Consider the following 20,013-nt stretch of genomic DNA (forward strand, 5'->3'; position numbering starts at 1 on the left):
GCCGAACCCGCCTCGCCGACGACGGGCGACGCCGCGGCCGGCGAGGGCGTCGAGGCCCTGCCCGTGAAGGGCGCCGGCGGCGCGCTGTCGTCGACCGGCCTCTGGTTCGGCTTCGCCGCCTACCTGCTCTGGGGCGCGATGCCGCTCTACTTCATCGCGATGGCCCCCGCCTCGCCGTTCGAGATCGTCGCGCTGCGGGTGCTCTTCTCGCTGGTCTTCTGCCTGCTCCTGCTGACGGTGACCCGCAGCTGGCGCGGCTTCGCGGCGCTCTTCCGCGAGCCGCGGCTGCTCGGCGTGATGGCGATCGCCGGCGTGCTGATCTACATCAACTGGCAGGTCTACGTCATCGCGACGACCACGGGCCACGTGATCGAGGCGGCCCTCGGCTACTTCATGAACCCGCTCGTCACGGTGCTGCTCGGCGTGATCGTGCTGCGCGAGCGGCTGCGGCGGGCGCAGTGGGTCGCGATGGCGATCAGCGCCGTCGCCGTCCTCGTGATCGCCGTCGGCTACGGCTCCTTCCCCTGGGTCTCGCTCGCGCTCGCCTTCTCCTTCGGCCTCTACGGCCTGGTGAAGAGCCGGGTCGGCGGCCGGATGGACGCGGTCAGCGGTCTCACGCTCGAGACGCTCTGGCTCACGCCGCTCGCGATCGTGCAGCTGCTGGTCGTCGGCTCGACGGTCGGCCTGACGCTGGCGACGGAGGGCACGGGGCACGCGCTCATCCTCGCCTCGGCCGGCATCGTCACCGCGGTGCCGCTGCTGCTGTTCGCGGGCGCCGCCCGGCGGCTGCCGCTCTCGATCGTCGGCTTCATCCAGTACCTGACGCCGGTGCTGCAGTTCGTCGTCGGCGCCTTCCTCCTGCACGAGGAGATGCCGCCGGAGCGCTGGATCGGCTTCGCGCTCGTCTGGGCGGCCCTGGCGATCTTCTCAGTCGACCTCGTCTCGGCCGAGCGCCGGAGGCGGCGCGTGACGGCCTGACCTGCGGATCGCGTCGCGGGAGAGCGCTCCGACGACGAAAAGTAACGATCAGGTCGCGAAACGCATCTGAAACACCCCCGTATTGTTCACGGCTTCTCCGAAGGTTAGGTTGGCCGAGCGGTTGCCTCCGGCACCGCTCCCACGACAGAACCTCTCAAGGAGAAACATGCGCGTTCACGCGAAGGCCGGGACGGCCCGTACGCGATCCCTCCGGGTGACCCTGAGCGGGGTCGCCTTCCTGGGCGCCAGCGCTCTCGTCCTCGCCGGTTGCGCCAGCGGCGGCGGCGGAGACGCGGGCACCGACGGCGGCGAGTCCGGCGACCTGTCCCTGAAGATCGGCACGATCCTCCCGCAGACCGGCACCCTGGCCGTCCTCGGCCCGCCCGAGATCGCGGGCGTCGACCTCGCGGTCAAGGACATCAACGACGCCGCTGCCGGCCTCACCATCGATGTCGAGCAGAAGGACTCCGGCGACACCACGACGGACATCGCGACGCAGTCGGCGACCTCGCTGATCGCCGACGGCGCGAGCGTCATCATCGGTGCGGCCTCCTCGGGTGTCTCGAAGACGTTCATCGACCAGGTGACCCAGGCGGGCGTCGTCCAGATCTCGCCGGCCAACACCTCGCCGGACTTCACCACCTACGACGACGACGGCTACTACTGGCGCACCGCCCCCTCGGACGTGCTCCAGGGCCGCATCCTCGGCAACAAGATCCTCGGCGACGGCAAGACCAACGTCTCGATCCTGTACCTGAACGACGCGTACGGCACCGGCCTCGAGTCGAACATCAAGGAGACCCTCGAGGCGGGCGGCGCGACCGTCGCGGCCGAGGAGATCTTCGAGCCGGCCTCGACCGACTTCAACTCGGCGCTGACCTCGCTGCTCGCCCCGAACCCGGACGCGCTCGTCGTCATCTCGTTCGACGAGATCACCACGATCGCGGAGCAGCTCGCGGCCAAGGGCTTCGACTTCGCGAACCTCTACGGCACGGACGGCAACTACGGCGTCATCACCGATGCGGACACGAACGTCGACATCGACGGCGCGCAGTTCACCAACCCCGGTGTGCAGGCGTCGGAGGAGTTCCAGTCGAACCTCCAGGCTCTCGTGAAGGAGCAGGGGAACGACGCGCTGACGGTGTTCAGCTACGCCCCCGAGTCGTACGACGCCACGGTGCTCGCCGCTCTCGCGGCGCTCGCGGGCGGCGCGACCGACGGTGCGACCATCCGCGACAACCTGCAGGACGTCTCGACCGGGGGCACGAAGTGCACCACGTTCGCCGACTGCGCCACGATGCTCGCCGACGGTGAGGACATCGACTACGACGGCCTCTCCGGCCCGATCTCGTGGGACGAGAACGGCGACCCGACCGAGGCGTCGGTGTCGATCTACAAGTACGGCGCCGGCAACGTCACCTCGTTCGAGGAGACCGTCGACGGCTCGCTGAACTAGCACCCCGCCTGCGGCTCCGGCCGCGACGCGCGAAGGGGCCCGGTCATCCGACCGGGCCCCTTCGTCGTGCCCGAGGTCTCGATACGCCGCTGCGCGGCTACTCGACAAGCATGAAGCGCCGGCTTCCCGTTCCGGTGGACCCGCGCCGATCTCGATCGGCAGGCCATCTCCATGCTGATCGAGTAGCCCTCGGAGAGGGCGTATCGAGATCCACCACCGGACGAACGTGGGTCCCCGCTCCGTCCCTCCCGGTGCCGCACGACGCAGCGAGCGCGCGCCCCCGAGGGGACGCGCGCTCGCTCAGTGCTCGGTGCGGCTCAGGAGGCGCGGAGGAGCTCCGCCTCCTGGGCCAGGCGGTAGGTCACGAACGAGCGGCTGTAGTTGCGGCGCTTGCCGCCGGTGGTCTCGGCGATGACGACCTGCGCGTAGACGCCGACGACGGACCAGCGCTCGTAGTCGCCGATCGCACCGGTGCCGAAGGTCGCGCCGAGGGCGACGGGTGCGGGGGTGTAGCTCTTCATGGGTCGGCTCCTTCGAAGACGGGGACCGCGGCGCCGGAACGGGACGCGGAAGGGGAAGGAATCGGTGCCGAGGACAGTGGGAATCCGCCCCTGATCAGGGGGAGAGGAGTCCGGCCGGGGTGTCGGCGCCGATGTTTCTTGTCACCAAAATTACGGCACGGCGGCCGCCGTCCTGGCCCTCGGGCGGGGGGTGCCAGCGCAGAGAGAGACTCGATGTCCGTGCGGCGCCGGCGCTCACTGCCAGCGGCAGGAGTCCTCGGCGATGAAGCGGTAGAGCGCCCCGCGCACGGCGTCGGAGACACCGACCGCGACGACTCCCGACGTGCCGTCGTCGAGTGTGACGGCGACCGGGAGGAACGTGCCGCGCTTGTCCTCCGAGACGGTGTGCGTGTTGCAGTTGCTCGGCAGGATCGCGAGGTCGACGCGGGAGGCGTCCGCGCCGGCGTCCACGCGCACGCCGACGGGCCAGGCGTCCGCTCCCGAGGCGGGCCGGAGCAGGATCGTCCGGCCGATCGCCGCGATCGAGACGCCCCCGTCCGCCCCCGTGGGGGTCAGGACGACCTCCAGGTGCGCGACCGGCTCTCCGCCCTCCTGCGCCACTGTGACGGCGTCTCCGGGCACGATCGACACCACGTCCGCCACGCGCTGCGCGAGGCAGTCCTCGGCGTGGATGCGCGGCAGGCTGCCGAGCGGGTCGTCCGGCGCGACCACGGCCGTCCCCGACACCCCGCCCTGCGTGAAGGCGAGCCGCACGCGGGCGTCCGCGCCGGGGTCCGCGCAGTCCGGGGGAGCGAGCTGCAGCCGGAGCGCGGTCGTCGTCCCCGGGCGCACCGTGGTCGGGCCGTCGGTGGCGGCCGGGTCGGTGAAGGCGGGGGAGTCGAGCCGCGCCTCCCAGACGTCCAGGGGCTCGTCGGCGGTGTTCGTCACCAGGACCTCGAGCCGGCGGGGACCGTAGTCGTCGCGGTTCTGCTGCACGCCGACGGAGACGCCCGCCGGCAGCTGCGAGACCGGCCCGGGTGCGCAGCCGGAGAGGGGCCCCGCCGCGAGCGCGACGACGATCAGAGCGGCGCTGCGGCGCATCCGGTCCTCCTCCTCGACGACGACGGGCCCGCCCCCGCCTCTCGGCGGGTGACGGGCCCGGGGGTGCGGCGGCCTCAGCCGCCGACGGTGGGCGTGCTCGTGGTGACCTCGTTGGTCGTCGCGAGCGTGCCGAGGTAGAGCTCGATCACCTTCGGATCGTTCATCAGCTCGCGGCCGGGGCCCTCGTAGGCGTCGCGGCCCTGATCGAGCACGTAGCCGCGGTCGCAGATCTGCAGCGCGCGGCGGGCGTTCTGCTCGACGATCATGATCGAGACGCCGGCGCGGTTGATCCGCTGGACGTTGACGAAGGTCTCGTCCTGGCGCATCGGCGACAGACCGGCGCTCGGCTCGTCCAGCAGCAGCATCGACGGGTCCATCATCAGGGCCCGCGACATCGCGACCATCTGGCGCTCGCCGCCCGAGAGCGAGCCGGAGCGCTGCTTGAGGCGCTTGGTCAGCTCGGGGAAGAGCTCCGTCACGAACTCGAGGCGGTCCTTGAACATCTTCGGCTTCTGGTACATGCCCATCTCGAGGTTCTCCTCGATGGTGAGCGACGGGAAGACGTTGTTGTTCTGCGGCACGAAGCCGACGCCCTTGGAGACCAGCTTGTCGGCCTTGAAGCCGGTGATGTCCTCGCCGTTGAGCAGGACCGTGCCCTGGCGGATGTTCACCAGCCCGAACATCGCCTTGAGCAGCGTCGACTTGCCGGCTCCGTTCGGGCCGATGATGCCGACGAGCTCGCCCTTCTTCACATAGACGTTCGACCCGTTCAGGATGTTGACTCCCGGCACGTACCCCGCGTGGAGGTCGTGCGTCTCGAGCGTGTTCTGGGTCACTTCTCGTCCTTTCCGAAGTCGACGGCGGGCGCGTCGGTCGTCGGCGCGATGCTCGTCGGTGCGCCGTCCGCCGGTGCGGCCGTCGCAGGGGCGTCGTCCACGGTGGAGGCCGTCGCGGTGGAGGCCGTCGCAGTGGAGGCCGCAGGGGTCGCCGCGGCCGCGTGCTCGCCGCCCGTGTGGTGCACGTCGACGCCGGCCGCCTCGGCCCGCTTCTCGACGTCCTCGCGGACCAGGTCCGAGTCCATCTCCTCCGCGACCTCGAGCTGGCCCTCGATCGTGCCGAGGTCGGTGTCGTGGTGCGCGCCGAGATAGGCGTCGATGACCGCGGGGTCGTTCATCACCGTCGAGGGCGGTCCCTCGGCGACGACCTTGCCCTCGGCCATCACGATCACCCAGTCGGCGATGGTGTTGACCATGTGCATGTCGTGCTCGACGAAGAGCACGGTCATGCCCTCGTCCTTGAGGTTGACGATGTGGCCCAGCAGCGACTGCGTCAGTGCCGGGTTCACGCCCGCCATCGGCTCGTCGAGCATGACCAGCTCGGGCTCCGACATCAGGGCGCGCGCCATCTCGAGCAGCTTCTTCTGACCGCCCGAGAGGCTCGACGCGTAGTCGTCCTTCTTGGTGTCGAGCTTGAACTTCTCCAGCAGCCGGATCGCGCGGTTCTCGATCGACTCCTCCTCCTTCGACCACAGCGGCCGGATGAGCGAGGTGAGGATGTTCTCGCCCTTCTGCCCCTTGGCGCCGAGGAGCATGTTCTCGAGCACCGTCATGCCGCCGAGGGCCTTGGTGAGCTGGAACGTGCGCACCATGCCCATCCGGGACACCTTGTAGGCGGGGACGTTCGCGAGGTTCTTGCCCTTGAAGTTCCAGCGTCCGGTGTTGGGCTTGTCGAAGCCCGTCAGCAGGTTGAAGAACGTGGTCTTGCCGGCGCCGTTCGGGCCGATCAGCGCGGTGATCGAGCCGCGCGGGATCTCGACGTGGGCGACGTCGACCGCGGTCAGGCCGCCGAAGCGGCGGCTGACGCCGTCGGCGACGAGGATGGGGTCCTTCTTGACGACCCCGGGGACGATTTCCTGCTCGGTGACGTCCGAGACCGGCGTTTTAGGCAAAGTGCAGATCCTTCTTCTTGCCGAAGATGCCCTGGGGTCTGAAGATCACCAGGAGCATGAGGGCCACACCCACCACGATGAACCGGATCGGTCCGGTCTGCACGGTGGTGAGCTTGATGAGGTCGTTGTTGAGGACCCCGGTGTCGATCCCGAGCGTGAGCAGTCCGTCGGTCAGACCGAGGACGACCCAGAAGATGATCGAGCCGACGACCGGCCCGAAGACCGTCGCGGCACCGCCCAGCAGCATGATCGTGTAGAGGAAGAACGTCAGCTGGGTGCCGTAGTTGTCCGGCTGCAGGGAGCGCGGCAGGATGAACAGCGCTCCGGCCAGGCCGCCCAGCACGCCGCCGAGGATCAGCGCCTGGATCTTGTAGGAGAAGACGTTCTTGCCGAGCGAGCGCACGGCGTCCTCGTCCTCGCGGATGCCCTTGATGACGCGGCCCCAGGGGCTGCGCATCAGGAGGAAGACCAGCAGGCAGGCCAGGAGCACGAGGCCCCAGCCGACGATGCGGACCCACCACTGGTCCTGGTTGTAGGTGAGGATCCCGATCCCGAAGCGCCCCTCCGGCAGCGGGTTGAGGTCGTTGAACGCCTTCGCCGCGCCGTTGATGCCCTCGGAGCCGCCGGTCACCGCCGAGAACTCGGGTGTCTTGACCGAGAGCCGGACGATCTCGGCCGCCGCGATCGTGACGATCGAGAGGTAGTCCGCCCGCAGTCTCAGTGTCGGGATGCCGAGGATGAGGGCGAAGAGGGTCGCCGCGACGATCGTCGCGAGCAGGGAGCCCCAGACGGGCCACTCGAACTTGACCGAGGTGATGGCGAAGGCGTAGCCGCCCACCGCCATGAAGCCGGCCTGGCCGAAGTTGAGGAGGCCGGTGAATCCGAAGTGGATGACCAGGCCGATGGTCGCGAGCGCGTAGGCGGCGACGGTGGGATCGACGATCTGCCCGATCGCCAGCCAGATGAAGTTGAGGTTCATGGTGTCAGCCGATCCGTTCCTTGCGACCGAGGATGCCCTGCGGTCTGACCAGCAGGATGATGATCATGAGGACGAGCGGAGCCACGTACTTGAGGTTCTCCGGGATCCAGATCGTCGAGATGTTCATCATCAGGCCGATGATGAGCGAGCCGACCAGCGCTCCGTAGGCGGAGCCGAGTCCGCCGAGCGTGATCGCCGCGAAGATCAGCAGCAGGATCGACGCTCCGGTGTCCCAGCGCAGCGACTGGTAGTAGCCGATGTAGACGCCGGCCAGCGCGGCGAGGGCTCCGGAGAGCACCCAGACCACGCGGATGACGCGCTCGACGTTGATGCCGGAGGCGGAGGCGAGGGCCCGGTTGTCGGACACCGCGCGCATCGCCTTGCCGATCTTGGTCTTCGTGAGCAGCAGGGCGACACCGACGATGCAGACGATGCCGACGGCTGCGCCGACGAGGTCGGTGAACTTGAGGCTGATGCCGAGCGCCGGGACCGTGAAGAACGGCGCCGTGCTGTTCGGCAGGGAGAGCCGGTCCGCGCCGAAGAAGAAGACGAAGGTGTAGCGCAGCGCGAGCGACAGGCCGATGGTCACGATCATCAGCGGGATCAGCTGGATGTTCCTCTTGCGCAGCGGCTTCCAGAGCAGTCCGTCCTGCGCGAAGCCGAACACCCCGCCGAGGATCACCGCGATCGGGATCGCCAGCAGCGCCGGCAGCCCGAAGACGCCGGAGAAGAGGTACGCCATCAGCGCGCCGAAGGTGACCAGCTCGCCGTGGGCGAAGTTGTTCAGCCCGGTGACGCCGTAGATCAGCGAGGCGCCGATCGCCGCGAGGGCGATCAGGAGTCCGAAGATCAGGCCGGTGACGACCTTGGGCCAGAAGATGATCCAGAAGGTGTTCGCCGTGACCGGCTGGTTCGCCGCGGTCGAGGTCCCGTCGGGGTTCGTCGCGTCGTTGCCCGTGGTGCCCTCGGTGGCGGGGTTCGTGGGGGCGGCGGAGTCGGTCGGGACCGGAGCGCTCGCGCCCGTGCCGATCGGGTTGGCCGTCGAGACGATGAAGTTCACGATCTGGTTCTGCGAGGAGACGATCGTCACCTGCTTCGGGTTCTGCCCCGCTGCCGGGTAGCCCTTGTCGGCGGGGAGCGTCTCCTCGTCGACCGTCACGCTGAAGGTGCCGGCCTCCTCGAGCGGGAAGACGGCGCGGCCGTCGTCGCCCGTGGTGAGGGTCGCGGTGGCGTCGCCGCCGAGCTCGACGGTCACCCCCACCAGGTTCTCGTTGGTGCCCTGCACGCGGACCCAGGCGATGATCGACTGGTCGGCCGAGGTCTCGGCGGTCGCGGCGGGTGCTGCGGCGGCGACGCCGGTCAGGGTCGCGGCGAGCAGGCCGAGGGCGACCAGGCCGTCGCGGAGCGTGCGGAGTGTGGGGAGCCGCCTAGGCACGGGGAGCCTCCCGGTCCGTCGGATGCAGGGTCGTCGCGCGCTTGTGGCGCGTCGAACGGCTGGCTGTGAGCAAGACGTCTACCTCTCGTCAGGGTGCACAGACGGATGGGGTCCTCGGGCGCGCCCGGATCGCCGTCGTCAAACAACGTTGGTTGACCATACGTTCCGCATGTGTCGGCGGTGTTTCCCCACCTGCACTACTGCGTGACGACATTATGCGGGGCGGAGAGCGCTCCCGTGTCCCCCGCACGGGTCGCGAGCGCGCCCGGAGCACATCGGAGGGACGTCCGGGCAGGAATACCGGGCGCGTCGCCGCGCTTAAGATTGAGCATCCGGGACACCCGTGACCGGATGCGCGACCTCCACCACCGGGCCACCCGCACGACCTGCTAAGGGGCATTGATGGACCAGCCGGATCCCTTCGGATTCCTCGGACTCACCTACGACGACGTCATGCTCCTCCCCGGGCACACCGACGTCATCCCGAGCGAGGCCGACACGGCCTCCCGGCTCACCAAGCGCATCACGGTCGCGACCCCGCTGCTCTCCGCGGCGATGGACACCGTCACCGAGTCGCGGATGGCGATCGCCATGGCCCGCCAGGGCGGCCTCGGCATCCTGCACCGCAACCTCTCGATCGCGGATCAGGCCGACCAGGTCGACCGCGTCAAGCGCAGCGAGTCGGGCATGGTGTCGAACCCTGTCACCACCACTCCCGACGCGACGGTCGCGCAGGTCGACGACCTCTGCGGCCAGTACCGGATCAGCGGCCTCCCCGTCGTCGACGCGAGCGGCGTCCTCGTCGGCATCATCACCAACCGCGACATGCGCTTCGTCTCGCCGTTCGAGAAGGCGTCCACCCTCGTGCGCGACGTGATGACGAGCGCCGGCCTGATCACCGGCCGCGTCGGCATCCCCGACAGCGAGGTGATCGCGCTCTTCGCGCAGCACAAGATCGAGAAGCTGCCCCTCGTCGACGCGCAGGGCAAGCTCGCCGGGCTCATCACCGTGAAGGACTTCGACAAGTCCGAGCAGTACCCGAACGCGACCAAGGACGAGGAGGGGCGCCTGCGCGTCGGCGCCGCCATCGGCTTCTTCGGCGACGCCTGGCAGCGCGCCACCGCGCTCCTCGACGCCGGGGTCGACGTCCTCGTCGTGGACACCGCCAACGGCGACTCCGCCGGCGTCCTCGAGATCATCCGCCGCCTCAAGGCAGACCCGGCCTTCGCCGGCGTCGACGTCGTCGGCGGCAACGTCGCCACCCGCTCCGGCGCGCAGGCGCTCGTCGACGCGGGCGCCGACGCCATCAAGGTCGGAGTCGGCCCCGGCTCCATCTGCACCACCCGCGTCGTCGCCGGCGTCGGCGTGCCGCAGGTGACCGCCGTCTACGAGGCGTCGCTCGCCGCCCGCGAGTCGGGCGTCCCGGTGATCGCCGACGGCGGACTGCAGTACTCCGGCGACATTGCCAAGGCGCTCGTCGCCGGTGCCGACACCGTCATGCTCGGCTCGCTCCTCGCCGGCTGCGAGGAGAGCCCCGGCGACCTCGTCTTCCAGAACGGCAAGCAGTTCAAGACCTACCGCGGCATGGGCTCGCTCGGCGCGCTGCAGACCCGCGGCGAGCGGACCTCCTACTCGAAGGACCGCTATTTCCAGTCCGACGTGCCCACCGACGACAAGCTGATCGCCGAGGGGATCGAGGGGCAGGTGCCGTATCGCGGGCCGCTCGCGAACGTGGCGTACCAGCTGGCGGGCGGGCTGCGGCAGTCGATGTTCTACGTGGGGGCGCGGACGATCTCGGAGCTGAAGGAGCGCGGGAAGTTCGTGCGGATCACGGCGGCGGGGCTCAAGGAGTCGCATCCGCATGATGTGCAGATGGTGGTGGAGGCGCCGAACTACCGGCGCTGATTCTGCTGCTGGGGCTCGGGGTGGGGGTCGGCGTCGGGTCGTGAGGGCGGCCCCTCTGCCCGATGGGCCTTCGGCCCACACGCCCACCACGCCGGAGGGGCCGCCCTCACGACCCGACGCCTCCCACTCGGGGCACGCGGATCTGTGTAAGACCGAGAGTCGCAGCGCGAGCGGCGCTGGCGCGCCGCCGCGACTGCGCCGGCTATCGGCAGCGCGAGCGGGCTTTGCCCGCCGCGACTGCCCCGTCAGACACGCGCGGCAGCAAGGTGGGAGCGCTATCCGGCGATCCGCGTGCCAGCGGATCGCCGTGCGTGGACGCGGGACGCTCTGCGGGACGCGACCGCCTGCCTGAGCCGACTGCGGGCGAGCGACGAGCGGAGGGGCGAGCGCAGCGAGGCGCGGAGCGAGGAGCGAGCCACCGGTAACATCGCCCCTATGGAGATCGAGATCGGGCGCGCCAAGCGCGCCCGCCGCGCGTACGCCTTCGACGACATCGCGGTGGTCCCGAGCCGCCGGACCCGCGACCCGGAGGTGGTCTCGGTGAAGTGGGCGATCGACGCCTACCAGTTCAGCACTCCGATCCTCGCGGCGCCGATGGACTCGGTGGTGTCGCCGGCGACGGCGATCGCGCTCGGCCGGCTGGGGGCGCTGGGCGTCCTCGACCTCGAGGGGCTGTGGACGCGCTACGAGGACCCGGAGCCGCTGCTCGCGGAGATCCGGGAGCTGCCGGCGGAGCGGGCGACGCAGCGCATGCAGGAGATCTACTCGGAGCCGGTGAAGCCGGAACTGGTGACGGCGCGGCTCGCGGAGATCCGCGCGGCCGGCGTGACGGTCGCGGGCGCGCTGTCGCCGCAGCGCACCGCCGAGCTGTACCAGACGGTGGTCGACGCGGGGGTCGACGTGTTCGTCATCCGCGGCACGACCGTGTCGGCCGAGCACGTCTCGCGGGACACCGAGCCGCTCAACCTGAAGAAGTTCATCTACGAGCTCGACGTGCCGGTCATCGTCGGTGGGGCCTCGACGTACACGGCCGCCCTGCACCTGATGCGCACGGGCGCCGCGGGCGTCCTCGTCGGCTTCGGTGGCGGTGCGGCGTCGACCACCCGCGCAACGCTCGGCATCCAGGCGCCGATGGCGACCGCGGTCGCCGACGTCGCCGGCGCTCGCCGCGACTACCTCGACGAGTCCGGCGGACGCTACGTGCACGTCATCGCGGACGGCGGCCTCGGCACCTCCGGCGACATCGTCAAGGCCGTCGCGGTCGGCGCCGACGCCGTGATGCTCGGCTCCGCGCTCGCCCGAGCCACCGACGCGCCCGGCGGCGGCTGGCACTGGGGTGCCGAGGCACACCACCAGCAGCTCCCGCGCGGACGCCGCGTCCAGGTCGGCACCGTCGGCACGCTCGAGCAGGTGCTCTACGGCCCCGCGACCGACGCGAACGGCACCGCCAACCTGATCGGCGCCCTCCGCCGCTCGATGGCGACCACCGGCTACTCCGACCTCAAGGAGTTCCAGCGCGTCGAGGTCGTCGTCGCCCCGTACCAGCCCAGCTAGCCGGCCGGCCGGCCGAGGCGTCCCCGAACGGTCGAGACGTCCCGCAGCAGCTGGACGCTTCGACCGTTCGAGGCCGTCTCGGTGGGGTGGACTCCCGCGCGCGCGAGGGCGGCGAGCATCGGGCGCGCGGCGGAGGCGTCCTGCCAGCGCCAGCGGACCACGCCGCTGACGAGAGCGCGGAGGCGGTCCTCCCGGCGCTTCTCGTCGAGCAGCGCCCGCTCGGGGCTGCGCCCGCGGAGGAACCGCGGATCCGTGTACTTATGCGCCCCATCGGCCTCGCCGACGACGTCGGCGTCCTCGAAGAAGAAGTCGACCGGGCCGATCAGGCCCTCGTCGTCGTGGAACGGCCGCTGGAGCACCGGGCGGGGGAGCCCCGCCTGGTGCATCGCGACCCGGCTGATCGACTCCAAGGGCGAGTCGGCGCGCTCGTCGGCGAAGTCGATCGCCCGCGCCGCCGCCGTACGACCGCGGGCCCCGCCGGGAAGGACGGCGAGGCGCTCCCTCAGCTCCTCCGGCTCGAGAAGGTGCTCGCCGTGGCTGCCGCGCATCCGCAGGGCGTGGTCCGCCGCAGTGATGGCGCGCCGGAAGGACGAGAAGCGGCAGAGGTCGAGAACGGTCTGCGCGAGATCGGAGATCGTCAGCCCGTCGACGACCACCGCGGAATCGGATGACACGCCTCCGTGCTCCGCGACGCGGTTGCGCGTTCGGCTGCCGACCGCCGGCGACGCCGCGACGTGCACGGTCTCGTCGAGCGGCTCGACCAGGGGGAGGCCCCAGACAGCGGCGGCGGATTCACGGAGGAAGACGGGCCGGCTCCACGTCGCGGCGACCGCGTCGATGCGGGCGCGGTGGCGCGCGTCGACCGAGGCGCTCGCCCACTCCGCCGCGCACACGTGCACCCCGCGACGGAGGCGGACGAACTCCGCCGACCTCCCGCAGGCCTCTCCCCGGAACAGCTCCACCCGTGTCATCCCGGAACCCTCCCACTCCGGGCGCCCTCATCGGCCTGCCTCTCCCCACCTCTGTGGACGGCGCGCGACACCCTGTGGAGAGCGAGGCGTCCCACTGTGGTCGAGACGTCCCCCTGCGGATGGACGTCTCGACCGTTCGGGGACGCCTCGGCGGCGGCGGCCGGCGGCCGGCGGCCGGGTCCTCCGTGGGCGAACGGGGGCAGGGGGCGGGCGGTGGCCGCCTAAACTGGGAGGATTCCCGACGTCGGAGCGCTGCGAGGCGCGGATGGAGCACGCATGGTCGAGGTCCGCAGGGTCAAGCTGCCCGGTGTCGGTGTCCTGCACACCTTCCTCACCGCCGACGGCGGCAAGGTCGGCGTCATCGCGCACCGCTCGGGCCACAGCGACCTGATCACCTTCGCCGAGGGCGACCAGGACGGCGCGAAGGTCTCGCTCCGCCTCAGCGACGACGAGGCGCACACCCTCGCCGAGCTGCTCGGCGGCACCCAGATCACCGAGTCGCTCACCGCGCTCGATCAGATCCCCGGGCTCTCGATCGACTGGTTCACCGTCGACTACGACGACCACATCGCGGGCCAGCAGCTCGGCAAGCCCGCCGACCGCGGCATCGTCGGCCTCACCGTCGTCGCCGTCGTGCGCGGTGACGCCGCGAACCCCGCTCCCGCCCCCGACTTCCGGGTGTTCCCGGGCGACACGCTCGTCGTCGCCGGCAGCCCCGAGAAGGTCGCCAAGGCCTTCGCCTTCTTCCGCTCCGGCGTCTTCGCCAAGGCTCCCGAGACGCCGCCCGGAGCCTGAGGATGCACCACGGCGAAGACCTCATCGTCCTCGGTGTCCTGTTCGTCGTCGCCTACGTCCTCGGGCGGCTGGGGCGCACGATCGGCCTTCCGGCCATCCCGATCTACATGGTCGTCGGCCTGCTCGCGAGCCCGAACTTCCACCTCTTCCCGCTCGACTTCGAGTCGTCCTACATCGAGCTGACGGCGGTCTTCGGGCTGATCCTGCTGCTGTTCAACCTCGGCCTGGAGTTCGATCAGGACGAGTTCTACGGCAATGCGGCGCGGCTGATCCTCTCCGGCGGCTCCTACATCGCCGTCAACATGGCGGCCGGGCTCGCCTTCGGCTTCGTGCTGGGCTGGGGCAGCCGCGAGGCGCTGATCATCGCGGGCATCACGGCGACGAGCTCGAGCGCGATCGTGACGAAGCTGCTGATCGAGCTCAAGCGCCTCGCCAACCCGGAGACGCCGATGATCCTCGGCGTGACCGTCGTGGAGGACATCTTCATCGCGGTCTACCTGGCGATCGTGTCGGTCGTGCTCTCGGGCGAGACGGAGCCGTGGCCGGTCGTCCTGAAGCTGGTCATCGCGTTCGCGTTCCTCGTGGTGATGTTCGCGATCGCGCGCTGGGGCGGCCGGGTGGTCTCCCGGTTCTTCCGCACCCGCGACGACGAGCTGTTCACGATCCTGTTCTTCGGTCTCGCGATCCTGTTCGGCGGGATCGGCGAGGTCCTCGGCGTCACCGACGCGATCGGCGCGTTCCTGATCGGCCTGGTGATCGGCGCCACCCGGTTCCGCGCGCGGGTCGAGCGGATCGCGATCCCGCTCCGCGATGTGTTCGGCGCCTTCTTCTTCGTGAACTTCGGCCTCGGCCTCGATCCGGGAGCCTTCCCCGACGTCGTGCTGCCGGTGATCGCCGCCGCGGTGATGACGATCGTGCTCAACCTCGGAGCCGGCCAGTTCGTCGCCTGGCTGAACAAGCTCGGGCCCCGCGCCGGGCTCAACGCGGCCTTCATCCTGCACAACCGGGGCGAGTTCGCGCTGATCCTCGCGACGCTCTCGCTCTCGGCGGGGCTCGACGAGCGGATCCAGCCGTTCGCGGGTCTCTACGTGCTGATCATGGCGATCGTCGGCCCGATCCTCGCGTCGCGCTCGGAGAGCATCGGACAGTTCCTCTCGCGGCGGCGGCACCGGCCGAAGCCGGCCACCCGCAGCGCGATGGCGGAGGAGGACTTCGCCCTGGTCGAGGCGGCGATGGCGGACGGGGCGGCGGACGAGCGTCCGGCGGCCGACCCCGCCGAGGCGCCGGTCGCCGAGCCTGCTCCCCGCCCGCGCCGGCCCGTCGAGCCGGACGAGCTGGACGACGAGTTCCCGGACCCGATGCGGCAGGCCCTCATCGACCAGGCCATGCAGCAGTCCGACGGCATCGACTCCGACCGGCCGCGGCGCCCGCGCGAGCCCGACTACTGAGCCGTCCGATCCGATCATCGGGCGGACCTTCATGCTGGTCGAGTAGCCCGCGGAGCGGGCGTATCGAGACCCACCTGAATCAGAAGGACGGGTCTGCAGCCCCGCCGTGCTGATGGCGTCGGGTCTCGATACGCCCCTGCGGGGCTGCTCGACCAGCATGGAGGGCGCACCTGCGGGGCTGCTCGACCAGCATGGAGGGCGCCCCTGCGGGGCTGCTCGACCAGCATGGAGAGGGGAGCCGCCGCTTCGGCGGTGCTCGAGCGGCTTGAGCGGCAGCGATCCGAGGGTCCTCCCACCCTCGTTGGCTAGGCTTCAGCGGTCCGCCGCCGCCGAGCGGATCCGCCCCGAACGAGGAACGCATGACGCAGAGCGCCCCGCCGCAGAGCACGGTCTGGCAGGTCGCCCGGCGACCGCGCTGGCTCGCGGCCCTGGCCCTGGCCCTCGTCATCGCGGGGCTCTTCGCGGCCCTCGGCCAGTGGCAGGTGGGACGCGCGGTCGAGGCCGCCGCGCCCGACTCCGGCGTCTCCGAGACGGTGCTGCCGCTCGACGAGGTCGCCGCCCCGTCGCGCCCGATCACCGCGACCGCCGACGGCCAGCGCGTGGCGGGCAGCTCCGAGCTGATTCCCGGCGGCGCCGAGATCCTCGGCGGGCGTCTGAACGGCGAGCAGCCGGGCTGGTGGGTCATCGCGCGCACCCGCACCGCTGACGCCGACCTCGTCGTCGCCTACGGCTGGACCGCGGACCAGGAGCAGGCGCAGAGCGTCGCCGAGCGCCTGAACGACGGAGCGGAGGCGGCGCCGACCGGCTTCACCGGCCGCCTCGTCGCGAACGAGGCCGCCGAGGTGCCCGCCGAGGGCACCGATCCGATGACCCTCACCGCGCTGTCGATCCCCGCGCTGATCAACCGCTGGCCGGATCCGCCGCTGGACGTCTACCAGGGCTACGTCGTCGTCGACCAGCCGGTGGCGGGGCTCGAGGCGATCGACTCACCGGCCCGGGTCACCGACGTCTCGCTGAACTGGCTCAACGTCTTCTACGCGATCGAATGGGTCGTCTTCGCCGGCTTCGCGCTCTACCTGTGGTTCCGCTTGGTCCGTGACGCCTGGGAGCGCGAGACCGAGGAGGCTCTCGAGGCCGCCGAGCTCGCGCAGAGCCCGGTCACCGCCTCCGCCCCGTAAACTGGACCCCATGCCCCTCGAGCCCAAGCCCGCGCAGTTCCCTGCGATCCGGAGCGCGCTGCGCTTCTACCGGGTGACCTCGATCATCACCGGCGTGATGCTCCTGCTGCTCTGCGCGGAGATGCTGCTGAAGTACGTGTTCCACCTCGAGCTGTTCGTCTTCGGTCAGCAGGGGATCGCGCACTTCGCCCCGATGTACGAGGTGCCGGGCGGCGAGTGGAAGTCGAGCGGGACGGGCGCGAACCTGTCCACCGGCATCCTGATCGCGCACGGCTGGTTCTACGTCGTCTACCTCTTCGCCGACTTCCGCCTGTGGAGCCTGATGCGCTGGCCGTTCTCGCGGTTCGTCCTCATCGCGCTCGGCGGAGTCGTGCCCACCCTGTCCTTCTTCGTCGAGACCCGCATCGCCCGCGAGGTGGAGCAGTACCTCGAGCGGCGCACCGCCGCCCTCGAGCCGACGACCCCGACCGACTCCGTGGAGGCCCCCCATCAGTGAGCAGTCCGGCGCCAGCGCGCCGCAGTCCGCCCCGCAGCCGCACCTCGCCGCCCAGCCCGTGCTCGTCGTCGACTTCGGCGCCCAGTACGCGCAGCTGATCGCGCGGCGCGTCCGCGAGGCGAACGTGTACTCCGAGATCGTCCCGTCCGGCACGACGGCCGCGGAGATCGCCGCCAAGTCGCCGGTCGGGATCATCCTCTCCGGCGGTCCCTCGAGCGTGTACGAGGAGGGGGCGCCGCAGCTCGACCCCGCGATCTTCGACCTCGGCATCCCCGTGCTGGGCATCTGCTACGGCTTCCAGGTGATGGCCAAGACGCTCGGCGGCGAGGTCGCGAACACCGGGCTCCGTGAGTACGGCGCGACCGACGCGTCCGTCACGGCCGACGGCGGCGTGCTCCTCGGCGACCAGCCCGTCGACCAGACGGTGTGGATGAGCCACGGCGACCAGGTCTCGAAGGCGCCCGAGGGCTTCGACGTCCTCGCCTCGACCGGCTCGACCGCCGTCGCCGCGTTCGGCAGCGACGCGCGCCGCCTCTACGGCGTGCAGTGGCACCCCGAGGTCAAGCACTCGGCGCACGGCCAGGCCGTCATCGAGAACTTCCTGCACCGCGCCGCCGGCATCCCCGCCGACTGGAACTCCTCCAACGTCATCGACGACCAGGTCGCGCTCATCCGCGAGCAGGTCGGCACCGGCCGCGTCATCTGCGGTCTGTCCGGTGGCGTCGACTCCGCCGTCGCCGCGGCGATCGTGCACCGCGCGGTCGGCGACCAGCTGGTCTGCGTCTTCGTCGATCACGGCCTGCTGCGCAAGGACGAGCGCCGCCAGGTCGAGGAGGACTACGTCGCCGCCACGGGCGTGCGACTGGTGACCGTCGACGCGCGCGAGCAGTTCCTCGACGCGCTGGCCGGCGTCAGCGACCCCGAGCAGAAGCGCAAGATCATCGGCCGCGAGTTCATCCGCACCTTCGAGGGCGCCGCCGAGGCGCTCGTGCTCGAGGCGCAGGGCGAGGGCACGTCGATCGACTTCCTCGTGCAGGGCACGCTCTACCCGGACGTCGTCGAGTCGGGCGGCGGCACCGGCACCGCGAACATCAAGTCGCACCACAACGTCGGCGGCCTCCCCGAGGACCTCCAGTTCGCGCTCGTCGAGCCGCTGCGCACCCTCTTCAAGGACGAGGTCCGCGCGATCGGCCGCGAGCTCGGGCTGCCCGAGGCGATCGTCGGCCGCCAGCCGTTCCCCGGCCCCGGCCTCGGCATCCGCATCGTCGGCGAGGTCACCCAGGAGCGGCTCGACCTGCTGCAGGAGGCCGACGCGATCGTCCGCGCCGAGCTCACCGCCGCCGGGCTCGACGGCGAGATCTGGCAGTGCCCGGTCGTGCTGCTCGCCGACGTCCGGTCCGTCGGCGTCCAGGGCGACGGCCGCACCTACGGCCACCCGATCGTGCTGCGCCCCGTCTCCTCCGAGGACGCGATGACGGCCGACTGGACGCGACTGCCCTACGACCTGCTCGCCCGCATCTCCAACCGCATCACCAACGAGGTGAGCGGCGTGAACCGCGTCGTCCTCGACGTGACCTCCAAGCCCCCGGGCACCATCGAATGGGAGTAGCCGCGACCGCGGTACGTGAACGGGCCTCCTGCGGGGGGCCCGTTCCTCGTCGTGGACGGGTGGTCCGATGAGCAGGTGATCCCGGCGCGAGAGCGCGCTCGCCCGCGTCGGACGTCGACGGGCGGCCGGATCGCCTGCGAATCGAACGGGGGCAGGAGGGACGAGCGGGTCAGACGGGGGTGTCGAGGACGCCGACGAAGCGGGTGCCGATGCCGTCGTACTCGTCGCGGCGGTGGCCCTCGGGGTGGTGCGGCCACGCGTCGGGGGAATGGTCCTCGCAGACGAGGAAGCTGAAGTCGGGCCACCACTTCTTCGGGCGGGCGGACTCGGAGCGGCCGCAGATCGCGCAGTCCAGGGTCACCCAGACCGGGCGCTTCCCGGTGCGGTTCTCGCGCGACTGGGCGAGCCAGGCGGGCGGGTCCTGCTCGAGGGCGACGAGCTCCTCCTCGGAGAGCCGGGTGGGCAGCCCGTGCCGCGTCGCCATCTCGACGGGGATGTCGAGGCGCTGAGCGGCTTCGCGTCGCGTGATCATCGGATCACCCTAGCCGAGCGCCGGCCGGGGAGCCCGGGTGCGCGGCCGGAGCGAGGCCCGCGCGACCAGCCACTCCAGCGGCCCCTGGCCGACGAAGCGACGCCAGAGCAGGGCGCCGAACACCGCGACGACGGTGAAGGACGCGAGCAGCGTCCAGCTCTGCCAGGCGGCGAAGTCGAACGGCTCGAACGGGATCAGGTACACCGCCAGCGCGACGAGCTGCACGGAGTAGACCGTGAGCGGCATGGCCCCCACCGCGGCGAGCGGCGCGGTGACCGCACGGACGACGGCGAGGCGCGCGGCGAGCGCGGTGAGCGCTCCGATCGCGACGGCCGCGAGGCCGCCGGCGCCGACGATCTCGGCGGTGGTGCTCGAGTGCGCCTCGACGCTCTCCGGCCCGCCGAGGGCGAGGCCGACGCCGTAGCCGAGGACCGCGGCGATCGCGCCGCCGATCACGAGCCGGCGCTGCGTCGTGGCCGAGCGGATGTCGCAGCGCGCGATCAGCAGCCCGAGCATCACGTAGGCGAGCCAGGAGGGCACGGGGTAGTACTGCGTCAGCCAGGTGAGCGGCATCCGCGCGAGCAGGGCGTCCTCGGGGGAGAGCGTCGCGATCCAGTCGTTCCCGGTGGTGACGATCCGGTCGACGAGCAGGGGGCCGCCGATCGCGAAGACGGCGGCGAGGACGGCGAGCACCGCTCGCGGCAGGAACATCAGCAGGGCCGCGACGACGAACATCAGGCCGTAGTGCGGCAGGATCACCGCGATCGGCGTGCCGAGCAGGTTCAGCCCCACGCCGATCACGAGGAGGTAGAGGCCGCGCAGGAGGATCGACGCGGTGTCCAGGAGCGGACGGGTCGAGCGCGTCGCTCCGCCGGACATCAGGCCGATCGAGACGCCCGCGAGGACGGCGAAGAGGACGGCGCTGCGGCCGTCCCAGATCATCTCGCGCTCGGCGGGCGCGAGGTGCGCCGCGAACATCCCGAGCACGGCGAGACCGCGGGCGACGTCGAGGCCGACGATGCGGGTCGAAGCGGCGGCCATCATTCCTCCATCGTCTCAAACGCGGCGGGCGGGACTGGGCGGCCCGGCCGCTCAACGACGGACGGGCGCCCGACCGGTGAGGTCGAG

The 20,013-nt window shown here is 71.0% G+C and carries 18 protein-coding genes; 9 read left to right on the forward strand and 9 right to left on the reverse strand.

Going from position 1 to position 20,013, the window contains the following annotated elements:
* The first annotated feature begins 63 nt into the window (after nt 1–63).
* Entirely contained in the window at nt 64–978 is a 915-nt protein-coding gene (gene rarD / locus EDF22_RS02535) for an EamA family transporter RarD (protein ID WP_397460147.1), read from the forward strand.
* A 166-nt stretch (nt 979–1,144) separates the two neighbouring features.
* Nucleotides 1,145–2,434, forward strand: a complete 1,290-nt coding sequence (locus EDF22_RS02540) for an ABC transporter substrate-binding protein (protein ID WP_123702148.1) — start codon at nt 1,145–1,147, stop codon at nt 2,432–2,434.
* 317 nt (nt 2,435–2,751) lie between these two features.
* Here EDF22_RS02540 and EDF22_RS02545 read toward each other — a convergent pair whose 3' ends face one another.
* From EDF22_RS02545 to EDF22_RS02570, 6 genes are all read right to left on the reverse strand, one after another.
* Nucleotides 2,752–2,955, reverse strand: a complete 204-nt coding sequence (locus EDF22_RS02545; RefSeq protein WP_123445088.1) for a hypothetical protein — start codon at nt 2,953–2,955, stop codon at nt 2,752–2,754.
* A 234-nt stretch (nt 2,956–3,189) separates the two neighbouring features.
* A complete protein-coding gene (locus EDF22_RS02550) occupies nt 3,190–4,035 on the reverse strand; it encodes a hypothetical protein (RefSeq protein ID WP_123702150.1) in 846 nt (281 codons plus the stop codon).
* A gap of 74 nt (nt 4,036–4,109) precedes the next feature.
* Nucleotides 4,110–4,871, reverse strand: a complete 762-nt coding sequence (locus EDF22_RS02555; protein ID WP_123445090.1) for an ABC transporter ATP-binding protein — start codon at nt 4,869–4,871, stop codon at nt 4,110–4,112.
* The gene (locus EDF22_RS02560; RefSeq protein ID WP_123702152.1) at nt 4,868–5,983 is read right to left on the reverse strand and encodes an ABC transporter ATP-binding protein; all 1,116 of its coding nucleotides are present in this window, start codon (nt 5,981–5,983) and stop codon (nt 4,868–4,870) included. The genes EDF22_RS02555 and EDF22_RS02560 overlap by 4 nt, the downstream gene beginning before the upstream one ends.
* Complete coding sequence (locus EDF22_RS02565) at nt 5,976–6,962, reverse strand: branched-chain amino acid ABC transporter permease (protein WP_123445092.1); 987 nt, start codon at nt 6,960–6,962, stop codon at nt 5,976–5,978. The genes EDF22_RS02560 and EDF22_RS02565 overlap by 8 nt, the downstream gene beginning before the upstream one ends.
* A 4-nt stretch (nt 6,963–6,966) precedes the next feature.
* Nucleotides 6,967–8,397 (reverse strand): branched-chain amino acid ABC transporter permease, encoded by a 1,431-nt coding sequence (locus tag EDF22_RS02570; RefSeq protein ID WP_260302847.1) that lies wholly within the window; start codon nt 8,395–8,397, stop codon nt 6,967–6,969.
* Nucleotides 8,398–8,799: 402 nt separating this feature from the next.
* Here EDF22_RS02570 and guaB point away from each other — a divergent pair, with 402 nt between their 5' ends.
* Together guaB and EDF22_RS02580 are read left to right on the forward strand one after the other, a co-directional pair.
* Complete coding sequence (gene guaB / locus EDF22_RS02575; protein WP_123702154.1) at nt 8,800–10,302, forward strand: IMP dehydrogenase; 1,503 nt, start codon at nt 8,800–8,802, stop codon at nt 10,300–10,302.
* Nucleotides 10,303–10,737: 435 nt separating this feature from the next.
* Nucleotides 10,738–11,856: a GuaB3 family IMP dehydrogenase-related protein gene (locus EDF22_RS02580; protein WP_123702156.1), complete on the forward strand. Its 1,119-nt coding sequence runs from the start codon at nt 10,738–10,740 to the stop codon at nt 11,854–11,856.
* Here the strand turns inward: EDF22_RS02580 and EDF22_RS02585 are convergent.
* Complete coding sequence (locus EDF22_RS02585; protein ID WP_148059088.1) at nt 11,853–12,827, reverse strand: hypothetical protein; 975 nt, start codon at nt 12,825–12,827, stop codon at nt 11,853–11,855. The genes EDF22_RS02580 and EDF22_RS02585 overlap by 4 nt on opposite strands.
* Before the next feature lie 276 nt (nt 12,828–13,103).
* Between EDF22_RS02585 and EDF22_RS02590 the strand changes: the two genes are divergently transcribed.
* The 5 genes from EDF22_RS02590 (at nt 13,104) to guaA (ending at nt 18,353) form a co-directional block, all read left to right on the forward strand.
* The gene (locus EDF22_RS02590) at nt 13,104–13,622 is read left to right on the forward strand and encodes a cation:proton antiporter regulatory subunit (protein WP_123445096.1); all 519 of its coding nucleotides are present in this window, start codon (nt 13,104–13,106) and stop codon (nt 13,620–13,622) included.
* Nucleotides 13,623–13,624: 2 nt separating this feature from the next.
* Nucleotides 13,625–15,070, forward strand: coding sequence for a cation:proton antiporter (locus tag EDF22_RS02595; RefSeq protein WP_123445097.1), 1,446 nt, complete (start codon nt 13,625–13,627; stop codon nt 15,068–15,070).
* 359 nt (nt 15,071–15,429) lie between these two features.
* Complete coding sequence (locus EDF22_RS02600) at nt 15,430–16,248, forward strand: SURF1 family cytochrome oxidase biogenesis protein (RefSeq protein ID WP_123702160.1); 819 nt, start codon at nt 15,430–15,432, stop codon at nt 16,246–16,248.
* Between the two features lie 10 nt (nt 16,249–16,258).
* Complete coding sequence (locus EDF22_RS02605; protein WP_123445099.1) at nt 16,259–16,744, forward strand: DUF3817 domain-containing protein; 486 nt, start codon at nt 16,259–16,261, stop codon at nt 16,742–16,744.
* Nucleotides 16,745–16,802: 58 nt separating this feature from the next.
* Nucleotides 16,803–18,353, forward strand: a complete 1,551-nt coding sequence (gene guaA, locus EDF22_RS02610) for a glutamine-hydrolyzing GMP synthase (RefSeq protein ID WP_221180883.1) — start codon at nt 16,803–16,805, stop codon at nt 18,351–18,353.
* A gap of 169 nt (nt 18,354–18,522) precedes the next feature.
* Here guaA and EDF22_RS02615 read toward each other — a convergent pair whose 3' ends face one another.
* Together EDF22_RS02615 and EDF22_RS02620 are read right to left on the reverse strand one after the other, a co-directional pair.
* Nucleotides 18,523–18,885, reverse strand: a complete 363-nt coding sequence (locus tag EDF22_RS02615; RefSeq protein ID WP_123445101.1) for a hypothetical protein — start codon at nt 18,883–18,885, stop codon at nt 18,523–18,525.
* A 9-nt stretch (nt 18,886–18,894) separates the two neighbouring features.
* Nucleotides 18,895–19,926 carry a DUF418 domain-containing protein gene (locus EDF22_RS02620; protein ID WP_185038674.1) on the reverse strand — a complete coding sequence of 344 codons (1,032 nt, stop codon included), beginning with the start codon at nt 19,924–19,926 and terminating at the stop codon, nt 18,895–18,897.
* Between the last annotated feature and the right edge of the window lie 87 nt (nt 19,927–20,013).

The sequence above is a fragment of the Rathayibacter sp. PhB127 genome (assembly GCF_003751665.1).
Classification (GTDB): domain Bacteria; phylum Actinomycetota; class Actinomycetes; order Actinomycetales; family Microbacteriaceae; genus Rathayibacter; species Rathayibacter festucae.